Source organism: Allofournierella massiliensis, assembly GCF_004345265.1.
GTDB lineage: Bacteria > Bacillota > Clostridia > Oscillospirales > Ruminococcaceae > Allofournierella > Allofournierella massiliensis.
Genome location: NZ_SLUM01000013.1, coordinates 1 through 15,335 on the forward strand (window position 1 = coordinate 1; position 15,335 = coordinate 15,335).

A 15,335-nucleotide genomic window follows, 5' to 3' on the forward strand; every position below is an offset into this window, starting at 1 on the left:
TGCGCTGCGCGGTAACACCGCTCAGGCCATACCGGCTGGCAATGCTGTTGTATACCGGCAATGTGGTGCTGCTACTCTGTACAGTGGGAGAGCCGCCAGCAATAAATTCGCCGGAATCTGCGACGGAGTACCAGCCCTTACCATCTTTTGAGAACTCCCAGGAAACGGTGAGGCCGTCGGCCTTTCCCTTCCAGTAGTCCGCAGTGGCGGTGAAGGTGGCATTCTCGCCCTCCCAGACAGTACGGTTGTACGCCTGGGTCAGCTTTATGGGCCAGGGCTTTACAGTCAGCTGACCGGAGTAGCCGTTGGTCGCCACGGAGTAGGTGTCGGCGGTCTTGCCCTGCCACTTGAATACGGCGCGGAAGTGCCAGCCGTTCCATGTGGTTTTGCAGCCCCGAAGCTCCAGTTCCACGGCGGTGTAGGATTCATCGCCCTGGTCAACGAAGCTCGGGGTGCTTGCGGTGTATTTGCCGTTCAGTTCGGCAACATCCTGGATGTTTTCCCATTTGCCGCCGCCGCTGCGCTGCACCTGCCACTGCACATCGGTCACAGCACTTGTCCAGTAGACACGGCCTTCCAGCAGCTTCGCGCCGAAGCTCTCATAAGTGGTGACATCCTTCACTGGCGATGCGCTGAAGGATAGCAGTTGCAGAGGGATGGTTTCGGTCGTTTCCCAGTATGCGGTGCTGACCCGCACCACGATCTTTCCGTATTTGGTGACCTCGTTGCCATTTATGTCGTATACGCGGGCGGTTAAAACACCGTTTGTACCGTCATATACACAGGGCAAGTTCGAGATCACATACTTGTTATCGGAGTTGACGGAGCAGGTGTATTGCTCGCCGCTCTTCATGTACTTGGGATTGTCACTGCCCAGCACTTTGACCGTATAACCGGCGTAAGAGGTGCTGGTGCCGAACAGGTCGTTCAGATCGCCCACCACGCGGGCCACGCCGGTGGTGCGGTTCATGTTTTTGTCGAAGACGGTTTCAACACCCTTGCTCTTATCGGTGCCCAGGTTCCAATCGCTGCCGCTGGTGTCAAACACGCTGGCAGCTCCATTCAGATCGACTTTGTACACATCCGCGTTCCAGTGGCCGGTAAAGTTCTTGATGGGTATCCAATTGGCGGGCAGGGTGATGTCCTCGACCAGCATATAGCAGCCATCCAACGGATACCAGTAACTGCCGCCGTTCTGGAGTGCGGTCAGCACTTCATCTGCGTTGGCGCTGCTGATGCGCCGGACAAAGTGGGAATTCTCCTGTCCACCTTGATTGGCGGCACATATCTCGCATTGTTTGCGCTGTGAGATATAAAGCACTGAGTTGGTGAATAGTTTTGACTCATCCGTAGTCGCGGAGTTCGTCGGCAAATGTCCGACCTGATTCATTAAAAAGTTGCTGATGCCAGACAGGTAAAAGTTGTTTGTACCGGTTTTGCCACCAATCGTCCAGGTGTAGGGGTCTTCATAATACCCATACTCCGCAGCGCCCTTATTGGTGCCACTGTAATCCACCCAGATGGTGCCGAAAGCTGCCTGCTGGTTGGTATGCGTCCAGGCAGCACCAAAAGTTTGCCCAACAGAAAAAGAATAGGGGAAATTGGTGGGGGTACGGTACTTTACATTGGCCGCTGCAGTGGCTGCATCCCAGCCGGTTTGCAGAATGTGCAGTTCTTCCGTGCCGTACTGGATGTTTTTGCCGTACTGCCCATGACTGCCACCAGTGGAAAGAATCAGGCTGGGGGCATCGCTGGCAAGCACAGAACCGGAATTCACGTTGCCGCCGTTGGCACCCATCAGCTCGTTCATGTACCAGTGACCGGTGTTGGGAACCCAGCTGTTCAGGGCGTAATACCGGGTGGTGGTGTCGTTCGGGTCGATGCTGGATTCATCCAGATCGGTGCCGAAGGCATCGTAGTAGGCACCAGCGTATGCATACAGGGTATCGTGGCCCACCATCAGGCCGTAGCCCTGGGCGATGTAGTTCTTCAGCTCCCAGTAAGCCTTGCCGGAAATATCCGGTTCCTGGTCGGTGCAAACGCCCCAGGCAAAGCTATCCATGCGATAGTTGCCTTCCGCGTCGATCAAGTAACGCGCGGGATCGCGGTTGAAACTTTCGCAGTTAACAGTGTAGAGCTGGATATGGATGTTGTCATCCGCAGAATGAAGAATCCAGCCATTAGGGGCTGTAACACCAAGATAGTTTTTGTAAACAGACCCGGTGTCCGGGACGAAAGCATTCAGCATGGTGATTGCTTTCTTGTACTTGGTGCCGGAGGCGGATTCCACATAATGGCCGTCATCGTTAATGGTCAGGTTGGTATAGGCCGGGATGTCAATGGCAGTACCGGTGGAAGTCCACTTCTGGCCATTTTCTACAGGCCGGAAATAAACGGTCTTGCCGTACCACTCGGACAGCACTTCCAACTTATCACCGTCGGTCAGGTCAAAGCCATTATAGGAACGAACATCTCCGGTGGGGAAACCATTTGCGTCTAAAACATTGGCATAGTTGTTAGACGCAAAACCATTGTTGCCAATCTTAGTCCAATATAGGTCGGCTTTTCCCTTGGTGATTTTTCCTTCGTTCAGCCAGCCGGTTACACGGTCGTAAGTGTCCTTGGTGATGTATTCATAGCCATTGGTCAGGCCGGTGATCCACTGGGCATCGCTGGAGAGTTTCGGATTACCTGCTGCGCTGGCCGCAAGCGGTGCAATCCCAAAATCTACCTCGTCCATAACGGGGGCAGCGATCTTCATGGTTGCCGAATACAGCACCTGCTCTTCTGCTTTTTCTTCCTCGGTCAGGGTAATGCCCTGCTCCTCCAGCAGCCACGCGCAGAATTCCTTGTATTCGTCATCCAGAATCGTGACCACGCACCGGTAGCTGGTGTCGAAATCTTCTTCGGTAACGGTCAGATTATAGGTAGAAGCAGTCGCTCCATCAATATCCTGCCATGTGGCCGGTTCCGGCTGCGAGGCATCTACCGCATCGCCAAATGTCCACTGGCCGTCCTGGAGTGTGCCGATGTGACGCTCTTCGTCCTTGTCAGCATACAGGACGATTCCATCTTCACTCGCTTCGGCAGTAATTACAAAGCCGTCCAGAGCGTAGTTGGGGGTCTTCCAGGCGATGCGCACATTGCTGCTGTCCGCCTCGATCTTGTCCAGCGCGGCGACGATGGCGAAATACAGCTCCATGCCCTGCCAGGTGGCATCCGGGTTTTCAGCCAGTGCTTCCGCCTCGCTCTTGTCCTCCAGCGGCCAGGAGTACCAGGTAGGTTCGTCTTCAGCGTAATCGGCCAGAGCAGTGTCAAACGTTTCCGGCTTGCCGGTGTACATCTTCTGCCACTGATATGCGACTTCCACATCCTCCCGGTTCAGTTCCACGGTCAGGGTAAGTTCGTCCCCCACGCTGGCCTCCAGCAAATCGTTCTCCGGAGCAATGAGCTCCAGAGGTGCGGGAGTTGCCGTAGGCTCAGGGGTAGCGGAAGGTTCAGGAGTTGCCGAAACTTCCGGCGTTGCTGTAGGTGTCGGAGAAGGTTCCGGAGTTGCGGAAGACTCCGGGGTGGGAGACCCTTCCGGCACTGCGGATTCCTCCGGAGTGGCAGAGCCCTCCGGCCTCTCGGATTCTTCTGGCGCTGCGGTTGGAGCAGGAGTCTCTTCCGGTGCTGCCGAAGTCTCCGGTGTTGCCGTGGGAGCGGCAGACGCTTCCGGCGCAGCAGACGGTTCCGGGATTGCCGAAGGTTCCGGCGCGGATGTGGCTTCGGGGGTTCCGGTGGAAATGCCTCCGACGTCTGTTACAATGCTGCTTACATCATCCGCATAGACCACCGGCCCAAACGTGGGGGCCAGTGTACTGAGCAGCATTGCAACAGCCAGAACACCCGTTGCAATCCGCTGGGTGATTGTTCTTTTATGTTGCATAGTTTCCTCCATTCGGTTTGCTTCTTCAAAGTGTGTGCCTTAGATCAAGGGCAGCACCACCTTTCAATTTAAAAATGTATATATAAAAAAGCACCCTCCCAGTGTGGAAGAGTGCTTTGTAGATAATATGTGAAAAATTAAAAATCATCGGGTAAGGGCTGATCGGGAGTAGCATTTTCATCGGGGCTATCAAACACGCCGCCGCCGCCAATGATAGCATTGCTGCCGTCCCATTCATCACCCGGATTGATTATGGGCAAATCGTTGCCAGAAGACCCGCCGTTGTCCGGTGCGGGCTGTTCCGGTGCAGGAGTGGTGCTGCCACTGGAGCCGCCGGTAGATGGTGCGCTGTCGGTAGAACCACTGCTGGAACCGCCGGTAACGGGAGAAGTGGAGTGGCCAGTAGCCGCAGAACCGGAAGCTGTGGTGGAGCCGCCAGCAGGGGCAGCAGCCTTATTGTTGACAGTGAGGGTATATTCAGCGGTCAGACCATTGTAGGTTGCGGTGATGGTGGCTTTGCCTGCCTTTTTGGCAGTTACCTTGCCTTCGCCGTCCACCGTTGCCACATCCTCGTCGCTGCTGGTAAAAGCGACCTGGCTCATGTCGGGGGCTGCTGCTTCGCTGGGGGTGGTGTACAGCTTCAGAGTGGTAGAGCCGCCCACGGTCAGGCTGCCGCTGGCCTTGCCGAACTTAATGCCGTCCGGCGCGGTGGTCACGGTCACTTTGCAGCTGGCGGTGTATTCGCCCAGGGTGGCGGTGATTTCCGCTTCGCCGTCGGCTACGGCGGTCACAGTGCCGTCTTCTGCCACAGTCGCCACAGCTTCATTGCTGCTGGTATAGCTAACTCCGTCCACCGGCTCGGTGCTTTCCGCAGGCACCGGTGCGGCGGTCAGCTTGGCGCTTTCCGTGCCGTTGATGGCAAGAGACAGGGTTTCCTGATTCAGAGCAATACCGGTAAGCGGCACAGTAACGGTCACTTTGCAGGTGTCGCTCAGGGTGCCGTCCGCACTGGTAACGGTGATGATGGCTTCGCCGCCCTGAGCAGCGGTCAGGGTGCCGTCTTCAGCAACGGTCACTGCCGGGCTATCGCTGGTGAGTTTCACACCGGCCTCGCTCTGTGCGGCAGCCTTTTTCTCGTCGTTGGCGTTCTCGTTTTTGTAGGTATAGTTCACAGCCAGGTCAACGGGCTGGCCGACTTCAACGGTCATGGATTCCGGCACATCGATGCCGGTAACGGTGGTGCTGCATCCGGTCAGCATCATAACTGCGGCCATGGCAGCGGACACGATAAGGATTCGTTTCATGAGGTGTTCCTCCTGTAATGAGTTTGCAGACAGTATAGCATGGGGGATAGTCTCTGTTAAGACTGCTGATCCGTTTGCTTGAGAAAGAAAAAGGCCGGTTTTGAACCGGCCTCTTCCTCGCTTGCATTTTAGAGGGCTGTGGGATATAATACAAATAGAAAGTGGTGCTGCCCGGTGACGGGTTAGTCCCTTATAGTGTTACGGAAATGACCGCAGCTTTGTCAGGGCGTGGCGGTCATTTCCGTTTTTTATCGTGTGTGACTGTCCAAACGATCTGAAAGGTCACAAAGACGGTTCCGCCAACCAGGGCGAAAAGGCCGAGGACATCTTGCAGTGTCATGGAAGTATCACCCCCTCTGCCAGAAAGCAGCGGGGAAAAACGGAGTTTTCGCCCCGCCGCCGCTGCAATGCGCAGCGTGCATTGGGACTAACCGCCTGCCGTATCCGGCAGCACCACCGGAATGATTGTAACAAAAAGCGCAGAGCTTGACAAGGCTGGTCAGGCTCCGCGCTTATTTCTTATGTGCGCAAAAGTTCAGAACGTTTTAGAGGAGATTCCGTATCATCGGGCATATGGTCAACCACATTTTCTTTTTCATTCATGTTGAGCAGTGCGTTCAGCTCGGCCAACCTCTTGCTTTTTTCAGCCAGTTCTTTTTCCTGTAAAAAAGGTTTTTTCAATTCCTCACGGGCATTTTCCAGCTGTTTATCCAGCTGTACCAAAGCGTCCCGGGTGCTTTCAATCCGTTTCGGCAGGGATGCTGCGGTGTTGGTGATACGAGTGATATTGCCAAGAGCATCCGCGCCTAATGCGGTTCTGTAGGTGCCTTCACCAGCCAGTTGCGCTTGAAACTCGTTGGTAAGAGGAAAATACAGGATTTGAAGTTGAAGCCCTTTGTAACTGCCGATTGTTACCGGCGAGTCGCTATCCATGGCCATACCCAAAAGTCCGAGTAATGCTTTACCGGCATCCTCTCGTTTCGTGTAGCTCTTTTCCATAAGCATAATGGAAAAAATCTCATTGCCGTCGTTATCCAGAAGGGTGTTGTTTTTCAAAGTTGTTTCATCCAAAGAGCAAGCGGAAAGAATTTCTCGTTTTCGCTGGATTTCAGCCGGAAACGCAATGGATATGGAATCCTCCAGCCGATACCGCTGGCTGATATATTGTGCCTTGAGGGTGCGTAATCTGGTGACTTGAATATCCAGATCCATCTTTTCTTTGATGGCGGGATTGCCTGCGGCCAGGGCTTTTACCTCTGCATAAGAAAGCGCGGCTTCATCCATGTCATCACAGGAGCGCGCAGGGCTTTTGCTGGTCATTATCTGACTGATGAAGCGTTGCTTGTTTTCAATTAGCTGCCAACTGTACGCATCGAATGTCGATTCGGTTACATAACGATAGATGGCTACTTCTTTATTTTCATTGCCCTGACGAACCATACGGCCTTCACGCTGTTCAATGTCCGACGGACGCCAGGGAACATCCAGGTGATGCAGGGCAATGAGTTTTCTCTGAACATTGGTGCCTGCTCCCATCTTGGCGGTGCTTCCCATCAGGATGCGGACAGAACCGCTGCGCACCTTTCCGAACAGCTCAGCTTTTTTCGTTTCTGTGTTGGCATCGTGAATGAACTGAATCTCTTCCGGAGGAACACCTTTTGCGGTCAGTTTTTCACGAACATCGTGGTAGATGTTGAAAACACCAGCTTTTGGTGTGGAAAGATCACAGAAAATCAACTGAGTAGAACGATTGGCTTTTGTCTTTTCCCAGATGGTGAATACCTGCTCCACACAGGCATTCACTTTGCTGTCAGGCTCATCCGGCAGAGACGAATCAATGAGCCGCTGGTCAAGAGCAAGTTTGCGCCCATCGTTCGTGATGGCAAGCATGTTGTCCACAGTGGGATCGACAGCACCACTGCGTACTGCATCGGCTCGTTCGCCCAGTTTTGCGACCATATCCCGCTGAATATCACTGGGCTTCAGCTGTACATTGATGGGCTTACCGCCTTCCAGTGCAGGCACCGGCAGCTTGAGCATATCTGCGGTTTGAATATCAGCACATTCCTTGAACATACTCATAAGCTCCGGTAAGTTGTAGAACTTCGCAAATCGCGTCTTGGTACGATAACCCGTGCCTTCCGGAGCCAGCTCGATCGCGGTAACGGTTTCACCGAAAGTAGATGCCCAGGCGTCAAAGTTGGCGAGGCCATTTCGTTCCAGAGTGTGTCGCTGTAGGTAGCGCATCATGGTATACAGCTCGGTCATGCTATTGGAGAGGGGAGTGCCGGTGGCAAAGGTGATTCCACGACCACCGGTGATATCATCCAGATACATACATTTCATCAAAAGATCGCTGGCGCGCTGACTTTCGCTCTGGCTGATACCGGCCACATTCCGCATTTTTGAAACGCACATCAAATTCTTGAACATATGTGCCTCGTCTACCATCAGCGAATCTACACCCAGCTCTTCAAAGGTGACCACGTCATCCTTTCGTTCGGTATCATTCAGCTTTGCGAGTCGCTTTTCTAGTTGTTTTCTGGTTCGTTCCATCTGTTTGATGGTGAAATTCTCGGCGCGTTCCCGTTTCAGAGATGCAGTCTGATGGATCACTTCGTCGATTTGCGTTTGAAGATACATGGCCTGGCGCTCGGTGGACAGGGGAATCCGTTCAAATTGGCTGTGGCCGATTACGATAATATCGTAATTGCCAGTGGCGATGCGTCCGCAGAAGCGTTTGCGGTTTGCGCGTTCAAAGTCGCTTCGCTTGGCCACCAGAATGTTGGCGTTTGGATAGAGCAGCAGGGCCTCGGATGCAAGCTGTTCGGTCAAATGGTTGGGGACGCAGATCAGAGTCTTGCTGCAAAGTCCCAGCCGCTTTTTCTCCATAGCTGCGGCAACCATTTCGAAACTCTTTCCGGCTCCCACTACATGGCCCAAGAGCGTGTTGTTGCCATAAAGGATGTGAGCGACGGCGTTACGCTGATGGGGGCGCAAGGTGATTTCCGGATTCATGCCGTGGAATTGAATATGACTACCGTCGTATTCACGGGGACGAATGCTGTTGAAACGCTCATTGTACAGCTGAACAAGCTGCTGGCGGCGGGTCTGATCTTTCCAGATCCACTCTTTGAACGCATCTTCGATCTGCTGCTGTTTTCCCTGTGCGGCCTGCGTTTCCTGTGCATTGAGTACCCGGCGTTCTGTTCCGTCTGCATCCCGGATGGTGTCGAAGATACGGATGGCGCGCAGATTCAGGCTTTCTTCCAGAATGTGATAGAAGTTGGCTCGATTGGTTCCGTAGGTGACGGTGGCTTTGATATTGCCACCGGTGTTGCTTTTGCCGGAAATATTCCAAACACCGGTGTACGGCACATAATGAACATCCACCAGACGGCGGGAAATCATGGGAGCGTCCACCAGTTCATCGGCAAACTGCTTGATGATAGAAGGGTCAATCCAGGTGGCACCCAGACGCACAGCAATTTCGCTGGCTTCCAGATCTTTGGGCTGTACCTGCTCCAGAGCCTGTACGTTGATTCGCAGGGATGGATTGGACTCGGCGGCTAGTTTTGCGACGGCCAGCTTTTGACGCACATTGCCGGACAGGTAAGCATCTGCTGTGTGGTAAATTGGTGCTCCATCCGGAGTTCTTTGCATAGGGTCAACAAAGATGACACCTTTCAACTCCTCCACAAGTTGTTGTTCACTTTTGCCGGTCAGCTGCATCATGTAGGGCAAATCGATTCCGGCCTTTTCACCAATAGACAGGGCAAGCGCATCGCTGGCGGTGTCCACATGATCGACAGGCTTCGCGCTGCGGATGGTGCGCTTCGAGAACATATCCGATTTACCCCGCAGCTTGCCCTCTTCATCAATGTCCTCCAGAGAACAGAGCAGATAGTAACTGCTGTCATCCTGAAAGGCGTGTGCGGAGCCACGGCTGTTGATCAGGCCATATTGACGATGATAAGCATCGTATTGGATGTTCAGTTGTTGCTGCAATTTGTGGATTACCTCGTCGGGAAGATCGTCCATCTGAGCTTGCAGCAGCTGACGCACGGTATCTCGTAAGGCAATGAGCTGCCGGATGCGCTTTTCTGCGGTAGCACCGGGTTTGACTTCCTGCATCACAGAATTGGTGCGGAAATAAATTCTGTCCTCTTTCAGCGTGTAGCTGAAGTTTCTCACATCCGGGTCTGCTTCGATTACATGAGCGTTTGCTTCCGTGACCTCTTCCAGAGAGGATTCGGCTTTGGTAAGAGTAGCAGAGAGATTAGAAAGGGCGCGATCCAGCTGCTCTTCCAGAGGAGTGTCGGTGTTGGGTACACAGGTTGGGGTGGGGCCGTAAGGTCCGCTCACCATTTGAATGGTGCCGCAAACCATTTCGGGATGCTGGGCGAAATAGCCGTTGATGGGAATGCCATCGACAGTCTCGCTTAGATGAATCCAGGGTTGATCCTCTTCCAGGATGCGATCGCGCTTTTGGAGAAAGAGAATATCGGCTACGGCCTCCGTACCAGCATTTTGTTTGAATGTGGTATTGGGGAGCCGGACCGCACCAATAAAGTCGCAGCGGGCGGCGATATAGCGACGCACCTCTTCGCTCTTTTTGTCCAATGTTCCGCTGGTGGTAATAAAGGCAATGAGGCCGCCGTTTCGTACCTTATCAATGGTTTTGGCCAGAAAATAATCATGGATGCGGAAATGGAGTTTGTCATACGCGCGGTCGCTGACAGAGAAATCTCCGAAGGGGACGTTGCCGATTGCACAATCGAAAAAGCTGTCGGGCAAATTCGCTTTTTCAAAACCTGTAACCTGAATTTTTGCTTTCTGATACAGCTGTTTGGCAATCCGACCGGTCAGATCGTCCAGTTCTACGCCATACAGTTTTGCACTGTGCAGATCGAAGCTGTTGGGTTTGTGTGCAAAAAAAGCACCGGTTCCCATGCTGGGTTCCAGAATATTGCCGCCCGTAACACCCATTCGCTCCAATGCACGATACATGCAGTGGATAACCTCAGGAGGGGTATAGAAGGCGGTCAGAGTGCTGCTGCGGGCAGACTGATATTCTGACTCAGTGAGCAGGCTTTGCAGTTCTGTGTATTCCTGCGTCCAGTTGGATTTTTGAGGGTCAAAGGCATCAGCCAATCCACCCCAACCACAATATTTTGCCAGTATCGTTTGTTCCTCGCTGTGGGCAGGATCGCCGCCTTGTGATACCCGCTCTTCAATTCCTTTCAGGGTTCGAATCGCGGCTACGTTTGCGGCGTACTTTTCTTTCGGTGAGCCAGGCAGTTGCGGACGATATGGGGCAACATAGTTGATGGGCTCATAGACACGAGGCTCGGACAATGCCTTGGCATCCGCCATGACCTGCTCCACAAAAGGCGAATCCGATTCAGAAGGAGAGGATTCCATGTGCCCAGGAGCCGAAGGTTCGCCCTGTGTTACATCGTCCGGGGGAGCCAATAAATGTGCATTGCGCCGATCCAGTGCCAAAAGTCGGGCAAATTCCTCACGGGAGATTCCGCGACTGAACAAAGGCATGGACTGATCCTGCAAATGAATATCGTGACGCCCGATATCTTGTATGAGAAATGGACTTCCATCTTCAAGATATACAATATCTCCGATCTCGCAGGTGCGAACTTCTTCTGGATTGGGGGGCGAAGTGGGATGATCGGAGTCAGCAGAGGGTTCTATGTCAGGGGGGTCCTGCATTTCCTGCTGGCTAAGCCATTGTGTATACTGGTTTTGTTCATCCGGGGTGAGGTAGCGGTTCTCCTGCACGAACTGTCCCAACCGCTGTGCCATCTCATTCCAGCTGAAATGGCGTTTCAGTCGCTGTTCACTGTTTTGCCATTGGATTTCAAATCCTTTGCTGTCATAGGAAAGCCAACCGTGGATGCCATCGGCAAAGTACCAGGAACGCCCGCCGATTCCATATTCTTTTTTCAGCCATGTGGCAGAATCTTTTATGGCAGGGGGGACTGGTTGAGAAAAATGCTGTTGAATTCGCATTTTCCCATGTTCAAAGCCGCTGCCATCGCACATGGCCCGGAAGATTTCGGCATCGGTTATCTTGCTTGCGCTGAGATCTTCCGTAGGAGCAGGGAGCGGAGAAAAGCTGGGGGGCATTTCTGCCTTTTCCATGAGGAAGGTTTGCTGTTCTGTATCGGGAAGCCCCAGATCCTGTACGATTTCCTCGGAAACATATCCTCGCCCGGTGCTTTCGGGCATAGAAAAAGCGGAGGGTGAAATTTCACTCTCCGCTGGTGTGGGTGTATCTGTTACAGGGTGTGCAGCATCGGAAGAACCATTTCCTCCGCCTGTGCTTTCAGCTGGTTCATCCACTGTGTCCAGGTTACCGGATCGGTCTTCCGATTCGGTGCGCTGCTCTGAGCGGACAACTGCTGCATGGTCGCTTGCACCTGCTGGCGCGCGGCGTTGTCCATCTCGATCAGATGCGGGTACAACGTTCCCTGCAAGGTCATCAGATCGAAGGTCGCCGGTGCGTTCTGTTCCAGGAAGTTCCTGCGAATCATCCCGTACTTGCCCAGCGGCTGTGTCGGCTGGTTGCCCAGGGTCAGATTGGGGATCAGAAATCCGTTGATGTTCGTGTATTGGAAGTCCATTTGTATTTGCCTCCTTTGCGCTGTATGACTGGTTTTCTTTGACGGCTCTATTATGCGCGCCTTTTGACTCTCTTGCAACGCTGTCGATTTCTCGTACAATCTGGCCAATCTCTGCAAACAGGGGACGTGCGACCTGATTTACGGCACTGCCCAGCATGGTGGCCGATGCAATGGTATCAAAATCCTCGATGTCCAGAAAATCATCGGGAGAATCGTTTTCGTCTGCGATTCCGCATCGCTGGCAGGCCATATACAGCACACTGCGCTGTACCAGCTGTTCCAGTGTATGCTGCCTGTTTTCTTTGCTGCGCCATTCCAGAGAGCTGTCGGTCAGGTGTTTGTCCAGCGAATGAAAGAAAAGTGCGCGCCGCTGTGCAGTCAATTCGGCAGTTCGATTGGTGAGCAGTTCCAAAGGGGAACTGGCTTCATGACCGTTCTGAAGAGCGGCAAAAAAAGCATCTCGATTCGAGTCTGAAATCTGCCAGGGCAGAGCTTCCGGTATTTGGGCACGGGCATAAGTATCCTCGAGATCGAACACATAGCGCAGGCGACTGCGATTGGCGGAAGTATCTAGGATAGAAATGCCGCGACTACCGCGTTTGACCCAGCGCTGGGCGTTTTTGTTCCAGTACTCGATGGTGGCGACGGCTTTCGCGGTGGGTCGCTGATGATAGATCAGCAGCTGATTGGGGAAGGAATAGTTGTAGGTGTATGCTGCGGAATTTAAAAAGGCTCGCCAACTTTCCGTGCTTTGTGTCACACGTTCAATCAGCGAGCCTGCAAGGTCATGGATTTCTTGGTATTGGGGCATGGGAATTATGTCTCCGTTTAATTGCAAGAAGCAGGAACTTATGTTAGTTCCTGCTTCTTAGAGAAAATTATTGCTTATTTTATCATCCCGGATAAATGACTTTTTTCGATACGGGCATTAGGACAAAGCTGACTTACTAGACTTTCTACGATAATCATATTTGCGTCGGATATCGCTGGACTAGTTGTGATGACCATCTGATCCAACATGTTTTGCGCTAAACTGAGATCCACATAAGGAATTTTACAAGTTAAATTGTTGTGGAACAAATCTGCATAAAACGTCGCGAATGCTTTGTCTGACTCTCCAGGGGAAATTGGAAAACTAGGCGTAAAAACTAGGCGGTAGCGACATTCATGTTGAAATTTCCAGATGCGGCTCTTATAAATTCCTAATTTGGACACATGGAGAGAAAATTGTTCGTTTGAAATATGTTCAATAGAAGGATTGAGCTTGCTTTCATCATTACTATATTTAACTTTACAAAGCAAATCCGACAAAAAATAGTTAGTGGGGCAAACCTCGTTAGGGAAATATTCCCACTTGTTAATTACAGGCAACTCTGAGGGTACGGTACAAGCGGTTTCCCATTCTGCAAAAGTTGGATCACGAAATTTGTTTAAGGTTTCATCATAAATTTTAAATGGGTTTCTAGGAAGTGAAATTCTTACACCGCCAGTTGTGGAAGAATACATTTTCCACATAGGGATGCTTTCTTCTTTGGTTTGAGTCCAAGAACTGACAAATACATATTGCCCATAGTTTTGTCGCGAATTACTTTTGGTTTCCTGCAAGTCATCCATTTGATTTAACGGATTTAATCGCAATGTTTTGTTTTTCAAAATAAGGGCAAGACTATTTATGCTCGTGTAATGATACAATCTGTTTGTTTGCACTTCATCCATGATTGAATTAAACCTTCTTTCGGTCTATTATTAATCATAATTGTATCATATTCGATTTGAGAATGTAAATTGATAAACTCTACGGGTTATCGCTGAAAAACATATGGGCGTGTTTTGCTTTGAGTTTTTAGCTGTAGCGCGGCGCAAAATGAATCTGGAAGTTCGATAAAGCCGATGGAATCCACATAGTGGGCGCTGTCCTTACCGTTTTGATGTAGGATGATAATATCACTTACGGAAACGGAACGCATCCCGGCAGGAAGCGGGCGGTCAGGCCTGTTATGAAGGTCGAAGATGTTGTCCAGCGTCAGACGGCTACCCAGCATACCCCGGTACACAAGCTGGTAATCTGCTGCGTTCACACGGTTTTTGGTGTGTTCGTAATTCAAAAATACATAATCACATGGACTGTTGCGGGGGATTTGGTAAATTTCATAGGTGTTTACCACATCTGCCGGAAGAGGATGTGCCGGCGCGTAGGTGATGCCGTTTTTGCGGCAAAGTTCTGCAAACTGACAGATGTGCAGTACGCCGCCGTTCCCTAGCGTAAAATGGTGGCCATCCGGATATGCCTTGCAAGGGACAGTTTTTTTAGAACCATCCGGGTATTGGAGAAGCAGCTTTGCACCATCCGGAAGAGTGAATAAGTCATCGTATTCAGGAGTGATGAACCGGATGTTTCGCTCTTCCTGAAGGATCAGGTGATTACGCAGTTCGTGAATCATTCGGGAGATTTCCGGGTTGTCCCAGCCAGTACAGTGCTTGTAATCCTGGATAAAAACATCCCGGCCATTGTGGCATTGGACAAAATCCAGAGAGCCAGTCAAAGGAGCGGTGTTTTGTACACCGAGCGCCTTTACCGTGCCGGAAGGCAGTGCCTTGTAAACTTCGATGGCGGTATCCAGCGTGTCAAATTTTTTGATATTGAGAGGGCCGCGGTGCGCAATATCCTCGCAAACATAGAAACAGTCGATATAAGGCATTTAACGTTCCTCCTTTGCAGACGATTGTGTGCGAATCGGCAACCCCTCTTCCGTGTAGTTTCTGGGGTCTGCTGCGGGGCAATCCCATCGAAGCAGAGAGCCGCATTCCATGGCAGCGACCTGTGCTTTGGAAATACCCTTTGCAGCATTGAGTTTGTCCACCAACTCTTTTGTGGGAATGTTTTCAAGACCTCGGATTTTGCACGGATGATAGCCGCTTTCCCCGTAGTTGATCACCACCACCTGATGCGTGGTTTTATGTTCACTGAAACAATAAGTCGGGAGTCCTTTTTCCCGACGGAAAATTTCCATCAAAGCGTTCCGATCATAGCAGTACAGGTAGAAGTTGTATTCACCCTTGTGGGGGATACAGCGCAGAAAATAGATGCGATGTTCGGTGTTGATGCGGAACGCCATCTCTTTTCGGAACTGCGTCTTGATGACGGCAGAAGGGAATCGATTGCATCGGGCATTCATCGTGGCCCGATCTGCCAGAAGTCCGGAAGATTGCAGCCCATGGAACAGATGCGCCAACTCTTCCTTGAATTCGGAAGATTTTTCCGGGAATGTGTCTGGCCACCAATTTGTATAGGGGACAGGAGAAATGCCTTCCCAATATCCTCGCAGGTGACCAATACAGGCACCTCTAGCATCCGAATACATATCTTGTGTGAAACAGTATTTTTGCTCTTCCTGCACAGCTGGGGTAACAATAAATTCGGCGTAGGGCGTGCTTATTTTCAGTTCAGTCATTATCTATGTT

General features: G+C 51.7%; 6 protein-coding genes and 1 pseudogene. All 7 read right to left on the reverse strand.

Going from position 1 to position 15,335, the window contains the following annotated elements:
* Positions 1-3,928 (reverse strand): annotated as a pseudogene (locus EDD77_RS08585) (hypothetical protein); the annotation flags it as partial.
* A gap of 137 nt (positions 3,929-4,065) precedes the next feature.
* A complete protein-coding gene (locus EDD77_RS08590) occupies positions 4,066-5,232 on the reverse strand; it encodes an Ig-like domain-containing protein (protein WP_058965506.1) in 1,167 nt (388 codons plus the stop codon).
* A 519-nt stretch (positions 5,233-5,751) separates the two neighbouring features.
* The gene (locus EDD77_RS08595; RefSeq protein ID WP_058965507.1) at positions 5,752-11,478 is read right to left on the reverse strand and encodes an N-6 DNA methylase; all 5,727 of its coding nucleotides are present in this window, start codon (positions 11,476-11,478) and stop codon (positions 5,752-5,754) included.
* Between the two features lie 50 nt (positions 11,479-11,528).
* On the reverse strand, positions 11,529-11,873 hold the full coding sequence (locus tag EDD77_RS08600) for a TnpV protein (protein ID WP_058965508.1): 345 nt from the start codon (positions 11,871-11,873) through the stop codon (positions 11,529-11,531).
* A gap of 885 nt (positions 11,874-12,758) precedes the next feature.
* Entirely contained in the window at positions 12,759-13,589 is an 831-nt protein-coding gene (locus EDD77_RS08605; protein ID WP_077138578.1) for a DUF2971 domain-containing protein, read from the reverse strand.
* 86 nt (positions 13,590-13,675) lie between these two features.
* Positions 13,676-14,572: a YodL domain-containing protein gene (locus EDD77_RS08610; RefSeq protein WP_058965509.1), complete on the reverse strand. Its 897-nt coding sequence runs from the start codon at positions 14,570-14,572 to the stop codon at positions 13,676-13,678.
* The gene (locus EDD77_RS08615) at positions 14,573-15,325 is read right to left on the reverse strand and encodes a hypothetical protein (protein WP_058965510.1); all 753 of its coding nucleotides are present in this window, start codon (positions 15,323-15,325) and stop codon (positions 14,573-14,575) included.
* Positions 15,326-15,335: the final 10 nt, after the last annotated feature.

Bases quoted from the DNA above. Each gene is read 5' to 3' on its own strand.
- EDD77_RS08590 (WP_058965506.1), bottom strand. From the start codon at position 5,232: ATGAAACGAATCCTTATCGTGTCCGCTGCCATGGCCGCAGTTATGATG.
- EDD77_RS08595 (WP_058965507.1), bottom strand. From the start codon at position 11,478: ATGCCCGAAAGCACCGGGCGAGGATATGTTTCCGAGGAAATCGTACAG.
- EDD77_RS08600 (WP_058965508.1), bottom strand. From the start codon at position 11,873: ATGGACTTCCAATACACGAACATCAACGGATTTCTGATCCCCAATCTG.
- EDD77_RS08605 (WP_077138578.1), bottom strand. From the start codon at position 13,589: ATGGATGAAGTGCAAACAAACAGATTGTATCATTACACGAGCATAAAT.
- EDD77_RS08610 (WP_058965509.1), bottom strand. From the start codon at position 14,572: ATGCCTTATATCGACTGTTTCTATGTTTGCGAGGATATTGCGCACCGC.
- EDD77_RS08615 (WP_058965510.1), bottom strand. From the start codon at position 15,325: ATGACTGAACTGAAAATAAGCACGCCCTACGCCGAATTTATTGTTACC.